Source organism: Synechococcus sp. 8F6, assembly GCF_002252665.1.
Classification (GTDB): domain Bacteria; phylum Cyanobacteriota; class Cyanobacteriia; order PCC-6307; family Cyanobiaceae; genus Cyanobium_A.
Genome location: NZ_NQKZ01000009.1, coordinates 71,649 through 87,239, shown reverse-complemented (window position 1 = coordinate 87,239; position 15,591 = coordinate 71,649). Strand labels below are relative to the sequence as shown.

General features: G+C 63.9%; 13 protein-coding genes. 5 read left to right on the top strand and 8 right to left on the bottom strand.

Features of this window, described 5'->3' with window-relative positions:
- Window position 1: 1 nt before the first annotated feature.
- A complete protein-coding gene (locus CJZ78_RS08450) occupies window positions 2-3,601 on the bottom strand; it encodes a TM0106 family RecB-like putative nuclease (RefSeq protein WP_094560612.1) in 3,600 nt (1,199 codons plus the stop codon).
- A 171-nt stretch (window positions 3,602-3,772) separates the two neighbouring features.
- Between CJZ78_RS08450 and CJZ78_RS08445 the strand changes: the two genes are divergently transcribed.
- Both CJZ78_RS08445 and CJZ78_RS08440 read left to right on the top strand, forming a co-directional pair.
- Window positions 3,773-4,312 (top strand): hypothetical protein, encoded by a 540-nt coding sequence (locus CJZ78_RS08445; protein ID WP_143592879.1) that lies wholly within the window; start codon window positions 3,773-3,775, stop codon window positions 4,310-4,312.
- On the top strand, window positions 4,302-4,607 hold the full coding sequence (locus CJZ78_RS08440) for a hypothetical protein (protein ID WP_094560608.1): 306 nt from the start codon (window positions 4,302-4,304) through the stop codon (window positions 4,605-4,607). Before CJZ78_RS08445 ends, CJZ78_RS08440 begins: the two co-directional genes overlap by 11 nt.
- Before the next feature lie 21 nt (window positions 4,608-4,628).
- On the opposite strand, the gene CJZ78_RS08435 is transcribed toward CJZ78_RS08440, so the two are convergent.
- The 5 genes from CJZ78_RS08435 to CJZ78_RS08415 all read right to left on the bottom strand — a co-directional run bounded on the left by CJZ78_RS08435 (window position 4,629) and on the right by CJZ78_RS08415 (window position 9,877).
- On the bottom strand, window positions 4,629-5,900 hold the full coding sequence (locus tag CJZ78_RS08435; protein WP_094560606.1) for a hypothetical protein: 1,272 nt from the start codon (window positions 5,898-5,900) through the stop codon (window positions 4,629-4,631).
- Window positions 5,900-6,340 carry a hypothetical protein gene (locus tag CJZ78_RS08430; protein ID WP_158217062.1) on the bottom strand — a complete coding sequence of 147 codons (441 nt, stop codon included), beginning with the start codon at window positions 6,338-6,340 and terminating at the stop codon, window positions 5,900-5,902. The genes CJZ78_RS08435 and CJZ78_RS08430 overlap by 1 nt, the downstream gene beginning before the upstream one ends.
- Before the next feature lie 77 nt (window positions 6,341-6,417).
- Entirely contained in the window at window positions 6,418-8,421 is a 2,004-nt protein-coding gene (locus CJZ78_RS08425; RefSeq protein ID WP_094560602.1) for a hypothetical protein, read from the bottom strand.
- The gene (locus CJZ78_RS08420; RefSeq protein WP_158217061.1) at window positions 8,418-9,170 is read right to left on the bottom strand and encodes a protein phosphatase 2C domain-containing protein; all 753 of its coding nucleotides are present in this window, start codon (window positions 9,168-9,170) and stop codon (window positions 8,418-8,420) included. The genes CJZ78_RS08425 and CJZ78_RS08420 overlap by 4 nt, the downstream gene beginning before the upstream one ends.
- Window positions 9,167-9,877 carry a VWA domain-containing protein gene (locus CJZ78_RS08415; protein WP_094560598.1) on the bottom strand — a complete coding sequence of 237 codons (711 nt, stop codon included), beginning with the start codon at window positions 9,875-9,877 and terminating at the stop codon, window positions 9,167-9,169. The genes CJZ78_RS08420 and CJZ78_RS08415 overlap by 4 nt, the downstream gene beginning before the upstream one ends.
- Before the next feature lie 203 nt (window positions 9,878-10,080).
- On the opposite strand from CJZ78_RS08415, the gene CJZ78_RS08410 reads away from it, so the two are divergent.
- Complete coding sequence (locus CJZ78_RS08410) at window positions 10,081-11,334, top strand: ATP-binding protein (protein WP_094560596.1); 1,254 nt, start codon at window positions 10,081-10,083, stop codon at window positions 11,332-11,334.
- A gap of 14 nt (window positions 11,335-11,348) precedes the next feature.
- On the opposite strand, the gene CJZ78_RS08405 is transcribed toward CJZ78_RS08410, so the two are convergent.
- Window positions 11,349-11,693 carry a hypothetical protein gene (locus tag CJZ78_RS08405; RefSeq protein WP_158217060.1) on the bottom strand — a complete coding sequence of 115 codons (345 nt, stop codon included), beginning with the start codon at window positions 11,691-11,693 and terminating at the stop codon, window positions 11,349-11,351.
- Window positions 11,694-11,880: 187 nt separating this feature from the next.
- Here CJZ78_RS08405 and CJZ78_RS08400 point away from each other — a divergent pair, with 187 nt between their 5' ends.
- Both CJZ78_RS08400 and CJZ78_RS08395 read left to right on the top strand, forming a co-directional pair.
- On the top strand, window positions 11,881-12,720 hold the full coding sequence (locus CJZ78_RS08400) for a M20/M25/M40 family metallo-hydrolase (RefSeq protein WP_094560592.1): 840 nt from the start codon (window positions 11,881-11,883) through the stop codon (window positions 12,718-12,720).
- A 23-nt stretch (window positions 12,721-12,743) separates the two neighbouring features.
- Window positions 12,744-13,256, top strand: coding sequence for a hypothetical protein (locus CJZ78_RS08395; RefSeq protein ID WP_143592876.1), 513 nt, complete (start codon window positions 12,744-12,746; stop codon window positions 13,254-13,256).
- A gap of 24 nt (window positions 13,257-13,280) precedes the next feature.
- On the opposite strand, the gene CJZ78_RS08390 is transcribed toward CJZ78_RS08395, so the two are convergent.
- Window positions 13,281-15,557 carry an AAA family ATPase gene (locus CJZ78_RS08390; protein ID WP_158217059.1) on the bottom strand — a complete coding sequence of 759 codons (2,277 nt, stop codon included), beginning with the start codon at window positions 15,555-15,557 and terminating at the stop codon, window positions 13,281-13,283.
- Between the last annotated feature and the right edge of the window lie 34 nt (window positions 15,558-15,591).

The window sequence follows — 15,591 nt, the reverse complement described above, 5'->3', positions numbered from 1 at the left end:
ATCAACGCTCCTCGCCCTGCCCTACTGCCATCAGGCGACATAGCCGATTGAGTCGCTGCACGTTGGCAATGCTGGTGCTGATGCCAGTAGCGAGCTCTGGTGACCCCACCACGATCGAAAGACACTGGGCACGGCTGATTGCCACGTTCAGACGGTTGGGTGACAGCAGGAAATCCAGGCCGCGGGGGGCGGATTCGGCATCGCTGGCCGTCAGCGAATGGATCGCCACCGGAGCCTCTTGCCCCTGAAACTTATCGACAGTGCCGACGCGGGCTCTATCTCCCAGTATTCGTTGGAGGCGATTCACTTGAATGTTGTAGGGGGCGGTAATTAGAATGTCGCTGGGGCCAAGAACGTCGTCGTCTTCAGTCCTCATCTTCCCGTTGCGCATTTGAGAGCGCTGATAGGGCTTGCCGAGTAGCTCGTCCACCAACTTTGCGATGTACTCCACTTCCTCGTCGCTACCTGTGCTGTTGCCCTTGTGTTCCACTGGCTGGAAGATGAGTCCCTGCGGCTGGGCGTTCCATAGGATTCGATTCGCCTCGTTGGCGAAGGTTGCCTGCAACTGCTCCTCGTAGAACAGCTCCGACACCACGGCGGTGAGCGCTGGTGGCATGCGCCAGCTGGTAGCCAAGAACACGCCCCGGTCTGCCGGCACCACAGCGTGATCGGCCATCATGTAGTCAAGGCAGCTGAGGCCACTGTCCTCGGGATGAGCGGCGCGCGTGGGCTGGCTGAGTTGCTGCTGATCACCCACCACCAGGATGTTGCGGGCACAGCGAGCCATCGCTAACAGGTTGGCCAGCGACACCTGGCCTGCTTCATCGATCACCAAGAGATCGAAGGGGTCGGCGTCGTGTTTGGCGAAGACATATGCGGTTCCCCCCACCACGGCCATATCCGGTCGCAGTTGCTTCTGCAGAGCGCAGCTCACGGCTGTGCCGCCAAAGTTACTCTCGTCGTCTGGTCGGGCTGAACTTCCTGTGCACTTCACCACCATTGCTGTGCCGCCACGGCGATCCACCGCCTTTTGGCACTGCTTCAGCAGGTGATTGATGGCTGGATGACTGTTGGAGCTCACCGCGATGCGCTGCCCCTGGGCACTCAGCCGGGCAATCAGCTCAGCGGTGACCGTCGTTTTGCCAGTGCCCGGAGGACCCTGCAGCGACAGCGCCACCCCATCGGCGTCTGCAAAGAAGGCGGCCAGATCGGCAGCGGTGCCGGCGGGATTGTGGCGGGTGCGCTCGTTGATCGGCTCCAGCTCCGGCATCCGCCGCCGCTCCAGCAGATGCAGCATCGCTGCAGGTAGGTCCTTACCCTCAACCCAGCGCTGAGCCTGAACTGCCAAGTGGGGCCTGAGGTGTTGGCTGATATCGGGCGGAAACAGAATTAAATCGGTCTGCTCAGGAATCGTCACCGGGCGACCGCTTTGCAGGCGCGTCTGTTGGATGGAGTCGGGCAGCGTCAGCACCACGGTGCCAGTCTCTTCGTCCAGCTTTGCCGCGAGTGGGATCTCCGCTTCAGTGAGATACAGCGACAGGCCCGCGCCATCATTCAGCTTGAGCGGCTGATCGCAGGCGAAGCTGTAAGTCAGAAGTCGCTGCCGGCTGCGCGGCAGTTGTCTGGTCTCATCGCTCTCGAGCCTTGCAGCGACGATCACCTCGGGATCATCCAGGCGCTCCTCTGGTGACTGCTCCAAGCGCGCATAGAAGTCCCACCACTCCACTTTGCGCTCCCGCAGATGGAATGGCAGCAGCTGGCTTAACAGCCGCTGGATGCGCAGGCTCATGCCCCGTGGACCAGCAGACTCGTCCGCTTCGCTGAGGGCAAGCAACCTGTTGTTCTCGTCGGCTGGACGGATAGAAGAGGTTTTGTCGCGGTGCTGTACGGGTAACTCCTCTAACAGGATCTGTGAGGCACGCATCAGTGCCTCAATCGCCTCTCGGTTGGCCTTGGCTCGCGGTGATTCCTCAACCACATCCTCTAGCTGAGATTCATCGGCAACACCATCTCTTCGATCAAATGATGGAAACTCAAGTCCAAGTTGTAGATGATTCTCAATCAGGAAAGCATGTAGCCGGGCTGTGGAGATGCAGTCATCGCGATTGTAACGTTCAATCGCCAGTAGCCGCGGGCTGCCGTGAGGAAGATCACCGGCAATGGAGGGCTCACCGGAGCGCAGCCATTCGGCGTACTGCACCACTGAATCCGCTGCGGTTTCGACATCGCCGTCGCGGGGAGGCTGATACAGGCGCTCCACCTTCTTGATCGAATAGCTGTCGGCCCCAAGCAGCAGACCACGTCGCACGATCGGGTATAGATCCACCAGCACGCCCGTAGCTCGCCACTGGTCCATCAAAGGTTCATGGATTTGATGCAAGGCCGCCAAATTTCCGAGGGCCGTTTTCTCGTAGCTGGCGTAGTGATAAACGTGCAGGTTGGGATGCTGCAGGCGGCGTTGCTCAACCCACTGGATGAAGCTGTCGAAGGCCTGCTTCTCGTCCGCCATAGTGTGTGCCCACCAGGGCTTGAACTGCAGGTCACCCGCTTGATCGCGATAGCAGGCACCGAAGAGGTATTCAAGCTTCTCGCCCTTGATCGGATCGGGGTAGCCCTCCATGTCGAACCAGATGTCACCGTCATCGGGAGCGGGCAGCAGAGCCAGGCCACCCGCTTGTTCGTCAATGGGCCGCACCCGGAATGCAGGCCGTTCATCGTTCTCTCGGGTTTCAAGTTGAATGCAAGCCTGCTCGCGTAGGCGTTTGAGTACGTCGTGGTTCATTCCCGGCACGCTGCCTTGCTCTGGCAGAGCGGCCAGCTGCTCGATGGTGTGAATGCCGGCGTTCCTAAGCTTGTCCCGCTGACTACCGCGTAGACCTGCGACCAGGATCAGATCCCGCTTCTGTTGGAGCCGTTGCTCAATGAATGGTTCCCACAGCCCATGGTCACCCCGGGCATCATCTGGTTCCTGGCTGGGATCAAAGGCAGCACGGAAGTCGCGGTAGCGCTGGCGCAGCTGCTCGTACCAGCTCCAGAAGCGAGCCGTGGGATAGCCATGCTCCCCCTGCTCGAAGCGACGCCCTCCGAGGTAAAGCTTGAAGTGCTCGGGCCGCTCGCCGAGGATGAGCTCCAACAGCTCGCAGTAGGCGCAGGCCTGCACCAGGTAGATCGGCTTGGGGTGACTGGAGAGCTTGCATTCGATCGGGATGTAGCTCCAATCGCCCAGCTTTGAAGGTCGCTCGATTCGCTCCAGCAAGTCGGCCCAGCCGCGGATTTCGTTGTTTTTCAGCGCCGCCTGATGGATGTATTGCCGTCCCTGTTGCATGGCTGCACGCGTATTGGCGTAGTCCTGCTCTTGAGGTGGACCGTCTGGGTCCAATGGCTGTTGGCGGTAGACGTCCTTCCCTTCATCTTCCAATCGCTTCAGCAGGACTTCCTCATGTTTGTGCCCCTGTTTGAACAGCAGCTCATCCAGCGGCGTGGTGGCTGGCCGCTGCTGCCTGAACAAACCCTGGGCGTGTAGCTCCTCCCACCAGGCGCCGATCACCGGGCTGCGGCTGAACAAAGCGAGCTGGGACGGGGTGATCAGGCGGTTCGGCATGAAATGTGGCGTGCCTGGGAGTGCAAGACCTTTTCAGCATCGCCGACCAGAGCGATCGGCGCAGCCTCTCTGGCGCGAACGACGACTTCATTCGGCTGTTTATGCAATTTCTGCATCCCTCGATAGGCGGTTGTTCGCGCGAGAGCAGTTATGGGAACTAGTGAAGCTGGCATGCTGAGCACCTCAAGGAACTTGCAGATGAACTGGGACCCCGAGGCTTTGACGGATCTCGCTAACGAAGCGATGTCCACGAGCAGCTCCCGCGATCCGCTCGAATTCAATTGGGGGCTGTTCGCCTGGGGCGATGCCCCACCCGCCTGCGGAGGTGGAGTCGGAGCCTTTCAGTGGTTCGACGAGCTCTCTGCGGTGCTGTCCTTCGTCACCGATCTCAGCCCTGCTGGCTTTGCCACATTTGACGAGGAAGCCGAATGGATCGAGCTGCGCGATCAGCTGCGTCAGATTGCACTTCGCTTCGAGGCTGATTCCGCCGCAGCGATCAGTGCTTTCAACGACAACCTGAAGTCACTGCTGCAGATCGAATGGATCAGTTCATTAGAAGATCTCCTGTCCGGGCATGGATGTTTTCCGCGTCTGATCAGAGCTCGATTCCGCGGTGATGATGACGACGAAGCCACTGCCAAGAATGTTGATGCCATCGGCGTTTCTGAGCGAGACGAGTTCCTGGTCTTCCTGAGCGAATATGGGTTTTGACGAGATGAAAGAGTTTTACGCATCCTTGCTGTGCCTGGCTGGGTGCGCGCTTGTTGCTGTCTTGCCAGGACAGGCTCAGTCCTTGTCAGCTCGAGATCGCAATATGTATTGGTATGGGATCGGAGCAGGCATCGCAATCACGGTTTGCGAGCTTGAGCGCAATGGTGAGGTCGGCAAGGGCTTTGCTCGGACATTCATCAAGGACGCACGGGCCAACAAGGACATCACCAAGCAGCCCCAAACAGTTCAAGGGTTGCTTGATGCCTCCCGGGCAGCTAATTGCAGGGGCCTGTAGCCCCACCTCAGACCAGATTGATCAAGCCTTCATCGCAGCCTCAAGGCCCATTTCTTTGGCCAGGCGCCGGTGCAGCAGCTCGAGCTGCTCTGGATGGAGAGGCCGGTCCGCATTTTGTTGCTGCATGCTCAGCCGTTCTGCCAGTCGCGCAATCAAGGCTGCTGCTGTGCAGCCATGGTCAAGACCGCGGTAGATGTGGCGCCAAGGGGTCAGGTGCTCAGCCACAAACGCTTCCAGTTCGCCACTGTCAAAGAGCTGGACCACGGTGTTGGCGGCGGCGGCGTTCAAGATCTCGATCAAACTCTGATGGTGGAGGTTGCCCAGCCAGCCACCGCCTGGCGCATAGAGGCAGCTGCGGACTCCCCCATCCGGTGTCACATGCAGATACCTGGGCCGGTAAAAACCTGCCGTTGCGCAGTGCGACAACGCCGCCAGTCGTGCCACATTGCCGCGTCTCATGGGGCGTTGCTGCACCGGTTGGGCAGCCCCAATGTCCACCTGTTCCATGGGCGTGATCAAGGCCGCAGGCAGCTGGCGCTGCACACGCTTCAGGAGGGTTGGCTCGGCGTCGGTCGCCACAACTTCGATGGCCTGGCCCGCGAGCTGGCAGAGGGTGCCTACCCGGATCACCCGCTCCAGCAGCTGCGGATATTGCTGGTAGCGATCATCCAGGCTGAGGGCCAGCCTGCCAAGGCCACGTTGCTGCAGCGCTCCCACCAAGGCGGCGTCATCGGCAAAGGAGTGATCGCCGACTCGGATCTGCTGTTGCAGCCCCCACCAGGCGTTGGTGTTCATCCGGGTGGGGATGTTCAGCTGCTGCGCCAGTGCCAACAGTTCCAGCACGGGGCTGGCTGTTGCGATCACTTCACCACCGGTGAGATTCAGTCCGCGGCGCAGCAACTGCAGGGCCTGGGCCTGCTCCAGCAGTGGGCGAACGGTGGCGACATCCAACCAGGTGGACGCGCCCTTGGGCCGCAGTGGCTCCTGCAGGCAATGGCTGCAGGCCAAGTTGCAGCTGTAGCTCAGCTCCAGGTTGATCGCTTCCACAAACGCAAACGGCAGCGCCGAGCGCCCCCCTGACGGCGCCGAGTCGGTGGCCCAGTTCCGCAGAAGCAGTGCCTGCGCGTTCGCTGCCCCAAGCGTCTCCAACGGCAGACCATCGCCACTGGCGGCCAGCCGCCGCAACAGCCCGGCACCATCGGCGTGCGGCTGGGGCAATTGCTGAGCCAGCCAGCCCAGCCGTCGCCGCTGGGCCAGATGGCGCAGGCCGGCCGTGGCGTAGAGCTGACCCATCACTCCAGATCCACACTCTCGAGCAACATCCGGGACCTGTAGAGCCTGTCCGCATCGACAGCCCAGCTGACAATCTGGGTGTGCTTGGCGTCAGCGTCGCCCTTCATCTCGTCCACCACCTCGTCGTGGAAGGTCTCCAGCTTGCGCACCAGGGCCAGTGCGATCTGTTGATCTTCTGCAGCGCTGGTGTCCAGCTTCTCGAGCAGATCCAGCACCTCCTTCACCTTGGCGCTCTGCTGGCGCTCGGGCTTCTCCGGCCGCTCGGGCTTGTTCTCCTGCATGGCGATCAACTCCTGTGGGGTGCTGGGGATGCCAGCGCCAACCGGCGCATCGGCCTGATCAGCGGCCATCTCCGGATGAACACCGGCATTGGGATCAACCGGCTTGCCGCCCTGGTAGCGGTAACGGCCCCGGCCGGCGGAATCACTGGGCATGCTCATGTCACCTCCGATCGCGATGGCAACAGCATCGGCGCAATCCATCGGCAGGTTGATCACTCTCGCGCGAACGACGGATCTCAGAAGAGCTTGTTGAAGGACTGCTGCAGCGCATCGCGCTGCTGGTAGCTGCTGGTGATCTGCGCGTTGAGATCCCGGCAACGGATCGCCAGGGCGCCTGCATCGGCCTGCAACGCATCGATCAGCGATTGCTGCGTGTCGATCAATGCGAGCGTCTCCGGCCCCAGCAGGTCAGGCAGAGAAGACGCGATCTGAGGCGATGCGACGTGCTCAGGCATGTGTGCCTGCAGGGTCTGGATTTCGTTCTCCAACTGCTGACGGAGACGCTGCTGGAGGCCCCGGCCGATACCAGCCAGGCTGGTGAGCTGGTCAATCCGCTCGAGCAGCTGGTCGCCCCGCTCCAATCCATGGCGCTCCAGCAGCGCCATGCGCCCATCGCCAAAGCCCTCCATGCGCCAGGAGCGCAGCGGCTGCTGTGCCAACTGCTGCTGCAACCAGCGCTGCTGTCGGTGGTTGGCAGCCTGCCGCCAGAGGGCCGTGGCGGTGCGCTCGGGATCCTGCAGGGGCAGGCGTGCAGCCAGCTGCGCTGTGCAACTGCCAGCCAGCCGGCTCAGCAGTTGGTGGCGCTGTTGCTCCAGCTCTCGACTTTGCTGCAGGGTGCTCGCGGCGCTGCTGGTGGCCAGTTCAAGCAGTTGATCGGCGAGCCGCTGGCGGGCTTCCACCTTCTGGCGGTGCCCCAGCCAGCGACTGATGCGATTGCGCAGCCCGCTCAGCCGCTCCAGTACGGCCTGCTCATCCACTAGCTGCTCCGGGCTGCTGCAACGCTCCGCAATTTCAACCAGCACCGGCTCAAGCTGCAGCAGCTGCTCAACCAGCACAGCCCGGCGTTCCACCAGGTCGCGCGCCAGCCGCAGCTGATCGCGCAGGGCCTCCAGCCCATTGCCCTGGGGGTCTGCCGGGGCTGGCTGACTCGATTGCTCTGGTGTCTGCTGCGTGGCCAGCGGCTTGGCGCTGGTTGGGGCAGGGCTGTAACGGCTGATCGGGGTGCCGATGCGCTGCTCCACCGCGCACCACAGGCAGTCGCGGCCCGCCACGTGCTGGTGCCGCGGATTGCGACTGCAGGCCACCACCTGACTGTGCAGATCCCGCAGCAGCAGCATCCACTCCGCAGCAGTGGGCCGCAGAGCCGGTTCACAGCAGAAGCTGCGCCGGAAGGCGGCATCCATCGCCTCGCTGATCGCCGCTGGTGCCGGCCGGTAGGGCCCAGGCCGCAGGCCCGCTGCCGGCATGGCGGCATGGGGATAAAGCCCGCGGCGGATCCGGGCCGTCACCTCCAGCTCGGGCTCCGCCTGCAGCAGCGCGTTGTCGTAAGGGTGGTCGTGCAGCAGCAGCAGGTAGACGATCACCGCCAGGGCGTAGGCATCGCTGCTGGCATCGCGCCAGGTGGTCGCAAAGTCGGCACCGATCAGCTCCGGGGCGGTGTAGGGCGGCCGGCTGACCGGGCAGTGGAAGCGCTCAGCGCTGCTGGCGATCTGAAAGCTGTCGCTATCGAGAATCACCGCTCGCCAGGTGCTGGTGCCGGCCGCCTGGCCCTGCTGTTCAAACAGCACGTTCTCAGGATTGAGGTCGCCGATCACCAGCCCATAGCGATGCAGCTGTGCTACCGATTCGGCCAGCCGCAGGGCCGCCAGCACCGCGTCCTTCCAGGTGAAACGCTGCAGGCCGGCGATCTCCTCGAAGTTGAAGAGCCGCGCAGCTGAGACGCTGCGCTTGCTCTCCACGTAGCGCATGGCGTAGCCCGCCAGTGCCCCGCGCTGACCATCGCGGCAGTGGTAGAGCCGTTGACGGGGCAGGGTGGCGATGGTGCCGCAGGTTGGCTCCAGGCGCTGCAGGGCGATCAGCCGCGCCTCCTCGAGCTGGCGGCAGAGCTTCACGGCGATCGGCTGGCCGCCGAGCTGCGTGCGATACACCTGGCCCTGGCCACCGGCGCCGATGCGGCCGGTGTGGCCAGCCGGCAACACCACGCTGTGGCCATCGCTTGTGATGAACGCGCGTTGGCTCATCGCGCCGCCACCACCAGGGTGCGGTCGTCATCGCTGAGGGCAGCGAGGGCCGGATCCGCCAGGGAGTCGGCCAGCCAGGCCGGATAACCCCGCCAGCCCAGGTGCTGCCGGTGCGCCTGGAGCACCAGGTCTGCCAGCGGGCCATTGGGCTGCTGCTCCTGCAGGAACGCGGCTTCCAGACCATCGGAGAAGCCGATCACCGCCTCAATCTGGTGGGCTGGCGCCCACCACAGGCCTACGGCGCTGGCCGGGGTGGTGGGCCGCAGGAAGGTGGTCTCGTTGGCGTACTCGCCCCGGGCCAGCGGCAGCGGCAGCTGCCAGCGGCCCTGCTGGCGCAGCAGCAGGGTGGTGTCGCCCACCTGGGCGATCAGCAGCCGCTGCCGGTCCCACAGGCAGGCCAGCAGGGTGTGATCTGCGATCGGTCCGGGCCGGCGGCCGTGCCAGAAGGCCTGCACAAAACAGTGCTGCAAATGCTGCTGGCTGTGGTGGTGGGCTCTGCGGGCCGGGCGAGCCAGCTGGCGGCGCAGCAGCAGCAGTGCCTGCCAGCCGGCGCGGGCCGAGAGCTGGGCAGAGCGCGCCACCGCTGGGGTGCCGCCGGCCCCATCGCAGATCACGAATCCACCCAGCCGTGGGTTGGATGGCGGGAGCCAAAGCGCATCGCAGCAGGGCTCCTGACGGGCGGCGTGGCCCTCGCCGCGCTTGCGAGCGCCCACCACTCGGGGTGGGGCGGCTGGGGGCAGGGAATTCACAGCACCCAGCCGTCGTAGACCTCATCGCCGATTGCGGGATCCACCAGCTGCACCCGCTCGCCGGGGCTGGACTGGGAGACGCGGCTGAGGCTGCCCGAGAGCCACAGGAACATCTCCTCAAACTTGAGGTTGTCGAGATCGAGGCAGCGCCCCCCGAAGGGCCGGCTGAGCGCGTTGAGCACCTCTCGCCCCTCCTCGTTCACCCCCACCCCCACGGTGAACAGGGTGAACTTGCGCTCCTGGGCCGCCAGCTCCAGGGGCTGGATCAACTGGCGGTAGTTGGTGGAGAAACCACCGTTGTTGTCGGTGGGCTCGCCATCGGTGAGCAGGAAGATCCAGGGGCGGTAGTAGCTGATGCCGTGGTCGCGGTAGCTCTGCTTGCGCTGGGTGACCTTGAGCATCGCCAGTTCCAGCGCCTCCTTGAGCGGGGTGACGCCATCGGCGCTGAGGTGCAGCGCCGGCATCTCGCGCAGCAGGGTGAATTCGCTCTGCACCTGCACCGGCCCGAAGCTGATCACGCACAGCTCCACGCTCTGGGCGGCCATCGGGTTGCGCAGGATGTCGTCCTTGAGGGCGCGAACGCCGGCATTGAGGCGGCTGATCTTCTCGCCTGCCATCGAGCCGGAGTTGTCGAGCAGCAGCACGCAGGGGGTGCGGCGGTGGCGGTTGGCCAGCAGGCTTTGGGCCTCGGGGTTGGAGAAGAGCAAGGTCGGATCGCGCTGTTGGTCGGATCCTCGTGGTGGGATGGGGCGGGAGGGGCAGGGCTCCTGCGAATCACGAGCTTTTTTCCAGAGAGCAAGACCGAGCACCAGGCCAGCAAAAGCCGCATCACTGCGCCAGCAAAAGCACCATCAGAAGCTCTGCAAAGTCCGCATTAGGATTTCGGTGTTTCCCGCATCGATGACCCTGAGTGCCTGCCTACAGCCCCCGGATCGTGGATGGCGAGCTGCGGGAGCTCCTGGGATCTGCCGGTGCGGTGGTGATCGAAGGGCCCAAGGCCTGCGGCAAGACGATGACGGCCTCGCAGCAAGCCGCCTCCAGCGTGCTGCTCGACATCGACCAGGCCGCGCGGCAGGTCCTCGCGGTGGAGCCGAGGCTGGTGCTGGAAGGAGCAAGGCCGCGACTGCTGGATGAGTGGCAGGTGGCACCCGAGCTCTGGAATCAGGTGCGCAGGGCCGTCGATGCCTCGGATCAGCCCGGCCAGTTTCTGCTCACCGGCTCAGCGGTGCCGGCAGACGATGCCAGCCGCCACACCGGCGCCGGCCGCTTCGGGTTCCTGCGCATGCGGCCCATGAGCCTGTTCGAATCCGGAGTGTCAAATGGCGCTGTGTCATTGCGGCAACTCTTTGCTGGCGAGGTGCAGGCCGTTGCGGATCCAGGGATGAGTGTGCAGGACCTCACGGCGCTGATTGCCCGAGGCGGCTGGCCTGCGCAGCAGGGCCGGCCCCTGAAGGCCGCCAGCCGGGCCGCCCGCGATTATCTCGAGCAGGTGCGGCAGGTTGACATCAGCCGGGTGGATGATCGACGCCGTGATCCAGCGCGGGTCGGGGCCCTGTTGCGCTCCCTGGGCCGCCATTGCGCCACTGAGGCGAAACTCTCAACGCTGGCCGCCGATGCAGGTGGTGCTGATGGCCCCCTGGACGAGCGCACCGTGACCGACTACCTGCAGGCGTTGGAGCGGCTAATGGTGATCGAAGATCAGGCCGCCTGGGCTCCCCATCTGCGCTCCAGAGCACGACTGCGCAAAGCCCCAAAGCGTCATTTCGTTGACCCATCGCTGGCATTGGCCGCCACCGGGGCTGCACCGGAGCGATTGCTGCAGGATTTCGAGTGGTTCGGGCTGTTGTTCGAATCGCTGGTGATCCGCGATTTGCGCGTGCTCAGCCAGTTCCTGGACGGGGAGGTGTTGCACTACCGCGATGACTACGGCGTGGAGGTGGATGCGATCGTGCAGCTGCGAGATGGGCGCTGGGGCGCGATCGAGATCAAGCTCGGCGAGGGCCAGGTGGAGCAGGCCGCCGCCAACCTCAAGCGCTTCTCAGAGCAGATCGATAGCCAGCGCTCTGGCTCACCCGCATTTCTGGCCGTGATCTGCGGAAAGGGGTACGGGTACCCCCGTGCCGATGGGGTCGTGGTGGTGCCGGTGGGTGCCCTTGGGCCGTAGGCCACGCACCAGGCTCAGCAGCTGTAGGCCAAGCCGAACAAAGCGGCGCCGATCGGCACGGTGTAACGCCTGGCGGAGCGCTTGAAGGCCGCACCGATGCCCGCCCCCAGCGTGCCCGCCAGGATCGTGCGTGTTGGGTTGCAGCTGGGGTTGAGGGGATTGCCCTGGTAGCGCCTGTAGGAGCCAGCGCCATTGGTTGCAGTGCCGCAGTCGATGTTGAAGCGCTCGGTCATGACAAAGCCAGGCACGTAATTGCCATCGTTGTCGTAGCCACCGCCTTGATAGCGCTCGCGGTAGTTGGTGCAGACCGGGAAGTCGCTGACCACCTGACCATTGACCCCAGCTGGCATGGCCAGCAAAGCGGCGATCAGTAGTGGGACGGGGGCGCGTGCCAACTTCATGGGGCAATGGCTGTGACCTCCAGGCTCAATCCAACGCAGCTGGATGGCTTCTGTGCTGCTGCGAACGACCAGCCGTCGATCGCAGGTCAATTCCCCCATCAGTACTCTTCTCGCCTCAGGATCACAGCAACAGCCAGTGCCCGTGATGTCAGAGCAGGAAACCTTCCGGCAGCGGCTACTCGCTGATCTCCAGCAGGTGGTGCGTCCGCGCCATGCCCGCTGGGATGAACTGGGCCTGATGACGGTGCGCAGCTATCTGCTCGAGCAGCTGGCGGTGCATGGCTCGGTGGAGCAGCACCGCTTCGGGGAAGGAGCGGATGCGGGCGTGAATCTGATCCTCAAACTGCCTGGGCAGCGGACCGAGCTGGCGCCGGTGCTGGTGGCCGCCCACTACGACGGACCATTGGGCTCTCCCGGCGCCGATGACAACGCCACCGGCGTGGCGGCGCTGCTGGAGCTGGCCCGCCGATGGTCAATGACGCCACCACGGCGGCCGATCTGGTTGGTGGCGTTTGATCAGGAGGAGTGGGGCATGGTGGGCAGCTCGGCCCTGGCTGCTGAACTGCGTCAGCAGGGCCAGCGGCTGCACCTGATGCTGAGCCTGGAGATGCTCGGCTACACCGCCGAGCAGCAGAGCTACCCGCTGGCTGCCATGAAGGCCGTGTATGGCAACCGCGGCGACTTCATCGCCCTGGTGGCCAACACCGGCGCTGCGGCCCTGCTGCCAGGTCTCAGCGCTGGCATGGGAGCCCATGTGAAAACCAAGGTGCTGCCTGTGCCCTTCAAGGGCCGTGCCCTGCCGGATGTGCGCCTCAGCGACCACAGCCCCTTCTGGGATGCGGGCTACAACGCCATGATGGTGACCGACACCTCGTTTATGCGGAACCCGAATTACCACAAGCCCAGCGACACGATCGACACCCTGGATCTGCCCTTTCTGATGGCGGTGATCGATGGGCTGGATGAGGCGATCTCGGGCTGCTGAGCGAGAAGGTTTGAATGACTCAATTGAGCGTCGTTCGCACGTCACCCCTCACGCATTCTGCCTGTTTCGATTGTGATGGCCTGATCCAGTCGAGTTCAGCCAACACTATGGACTATGTCGCCTATCTGACCCCCGTTGCGATGGAGGTTCGTCAGCTGGTGCAGCAGAAGGTGCGAATCGTTGAGAACGGCTCCGTTTGCAACAAAATGGATATCTATGGTTTTTTCGACACCCACAAGCGTGAGTTGACAATCTGCACATCCCGGATCCTTCGTTTTGGGGATTCAGCGCGCCATATCAATGAAACGATCCTGCATGAATCGGTTCATGTTGCTCAGGCCTGCAAGCGAGGCTTTCGAACCATTAGCGCTTTTGGCATCAACTCTTCCGCCATGGTGCTAACGGCATCTCGCGAGCGTGATCTCAGGCAGGTCGATCGATTCGGTCGCAACCTCAGAGCACTCGAGCGAGAGGCCTTCTGGATGGAGGACAAGCCAAACGAGGTGCTCTACGTGCTTAACAAATACTGCTTCTAGAGCTGAGGCGTGGATGGTGGTGGATCAGGGCATCTGCCCATACAGATCCACCACTTCTTGTGCCTGCTGCAGCTGTTTCTCTCGCAGGGCGATGGGTTGCTCGATGCGGATGCCAGCGCCCCAGCGGAACAGCCAGTTGTGCAGGTCCCAGTCGTGTGCAACGGTCCAATGGGGCAGGCGGAATTCCACGGGATAGGGATGGCTGTCACCGGCAGGATTGGGGGTGAGGATGCATCGTGTTCCCGGATCCTTGATGCCATCACCCTGGATAGCCTTGGAGAAAGCGATGTGCTCCAGCGGATACCGCCGTGGTGTTTCCCGGATCAGATTGAACACCCAGGCAGTGCATGAAAAACGCAGCACCTGATATGGCGGTTTGACACTGCGGCCCAGCGCAGGCGCCATCACCGCCAGCTGGTCCTCGATGGACTCGCCGAAATAAACGCCACCGCAGACGTCCATCAGCCGCTCCAGTCGCTCCAGGGCATGGGCGTGCTCCTGCTCGCTGTTGCGGCGGATGTTGCCATCCTCTTTCGTCAGCACCAGCCGATCGAGGCGCAGCACGCGGATCAGGCCGAGGCCGTCGCCGCCGATCGGGGAGGTTTCAAAGGCCAGATACCAGCTGATGTTGTGAAAAATCAGCTGCAGGGGCCAGGCACGGAAACTGCCGTCATCGCCTCGTTTCCGCTGCTCTTCATCCACCACGTCAGGTGTATGGCGCAACCACACCCGGCGGCGGTCGCGGATCGCCCGCTCCACCCGGGGAGACAGCTCCAGGCTGGAGAGAGTGCCGGGCTTTTCTTCCGTGTATGAGCGGTGCGCCAGGGCCCGCCGGGGCTGGCGCAGCCGGTCGGGGGTTCCATCAGCGCTGAGGATGCCAGCGCGTTGGAGGCGCTCCTCAAGGGTGAGCAGCAGAGGCTTCTGCGATTGATCACTGAGGCGATCCTGAGAGGCCTTGAGCTGGGCGTGCACCTGCAGCAGTTGATCGGCCGACAGCAGCGCCGTGCCGATCGCGTAACCCTGGCGGCGACTGTGGGGGCGACCTTTGCCCTTCACGGCGGGCAGGAAGCCGTAGGGGGTCAGAACGTGCTCGATGTCATGGCGGAGAGCCGCTTCCTGGTCGGGGCGGTAGCTCCCCTCGATCTCCTGGAGGTTGTCGATCAGATGGCGGTAGAAGGGGCCGAATTCCGTGTTGGCCCGTTTGGCCCGCTTTGCCCTGGGTGGAGCAGGGGCGGATGTCTCCGGCTCCGATGGCTCCCGATCTGATGCGGCTTCTGGAGCATCGAATGGATACTTGAGCACGTGGCGCAGCAGGGTGAACACCCGCCGGAACACCTCCTGGCTCGCCAGGGCGGGCTGGCCGCCGTTGACTTTGCTCCCGTCTGGGGGGCCGCCGCTGCCCAGCTCGATCGGCTGGTCGCTCTGCCAGTCGAGGCCCGTGAAGCCATTGGCCTCCAGCCAGGCCAGGTCGCCGCGGATGGCAGTGGCATCGGCGTAGCACTCGCTGTTGCCTCCGTGCACCTCGCTCCAGCTGCCGAGGTAGGCAGCGGCGCGTTCGGCCACATCGCCCTGAGGCAGTGGGTTGCAGATCTTGAGCAGCTCGGCCGCCGTGCCTGGATCGCTGTCGTCCAGGCCGTTGAAACTGGTGAGCAGGCGGAGCAGAAACAACAGCCGCTCCAGATCCAGCAGGCGTGAATAGCGGTGCAGCTGGGGGGTAACAGCACGCTGGCGGTTGAGGGCATTGCGGATGCGGCCATCCAGGGCTGCTAAACGCCCACGCAGATCGTCATCGCTGCCTTCTCCGCCGCCGGGGTTGAGAGTCACGATCGCCGCAAAGCCCTCGGCCCGATCCGGCCGAAAGAAGCGGTTGTTGAGGCTGGCGTGGAACTCCTCGATCACCGCCTCGGGCACGGGTCGATCACGCCGCAAGGCCCAGGCCTTGCATTGCTCAAGGGGTGTGGTGAGCCACCAGCCGATCCACTCGACCGGCTGAGGCAATTGCAGCTGCTGGGTGTAGAGCAGCCGCCAGGGCCGGCGGGCGTGGGTGGCATCGAGGATCACCGGCCGGCCGGCCGCCACCGCGGTCTGCAGGCGTTGCAGCATCACGGTGCGGATCTCATCCCAGGGGCCCTGCACGGCAGCATCACCAAACAGCTCCTCACGGATCACATCGGTGGAGAGCACCAAGCCCGGGCCGCCATCAGCCCCCTGCAGCAGGGGCGCCAACTGGTGCGCGAGGGTGGTTTTGCCACTGCCGGGCGGGCCGATCAGCAGGTGGCAGCGCAAGGGGGTGCCGGTCATCGGTCCATCCTGCAGCGGGACTGGGGCACATGCC

What these genes read in the sequence shown, in the direction of transcription:
- CJZ78_RS08450 (WP_094560612.1), bottom strand. Translation starts at nt 3,601, where the DNA reads ATGCCGAACCGCCTGATCACCCCGTCCCAGCTCGCTTTGTTCAGCCGC.
- CJZ78_RS08445 (WP_143592879.1), top strand. Translation starts at nt 3,773, where the DNA reads ATGCTGAGCACCTCAAGGAACTTGCAGATGAACTGGGACCCCGAGGCT.
- CJZ78_RS08440 (WP_094560608.1), top strand. Translation starts at nt 4,302, where the DNA reads ATGGGTTTTGACGAGATGAAAGAGTTTTACGCATCCTTGCTGTGCCTG.
- CJZ78_RS08435 (WP_094560606.1), bottom strand. Translation starts at nt 5,900, where the DNA reads ATGGGTCAGCTCTACGCCACGGCCGGCCTGCGCCATCTGGCCCAGCGG.
- CJZ78_RS08430 (WP_158217062.1), bottom strand. Translation starts at nt 6,340, where the DNA reads ATGAGCATGCCCAGTGATTCCGCCGGCCGGGGCCGTTACCGCTACCAG.
- CJZ78_RS08425 (WP_094560602.1), bottom strand. Translation starts at nt 8,421, where the DNA reads ATGAGCCAACGCGCGTTCATCACAAGCGATGGCCACAGCGTGGTGTTG.
- CJZ78_RS08400 (WP_094560592.1), top strand. Translation starts at nt 11,881, where the DNA reads ATGTCAGAGCAGGAAACCTTCCGGCAGCGGCTACTCGCTGATCTCCAG.
- CJZ78_RS08390 (WP_158217059.1), bottom strand. Translation starts at nt 15,557, where the DNA reads ATGACCGGCACCCCCTTGCGCTGCCACCTGCTGATCGGCCCGCCCGGC.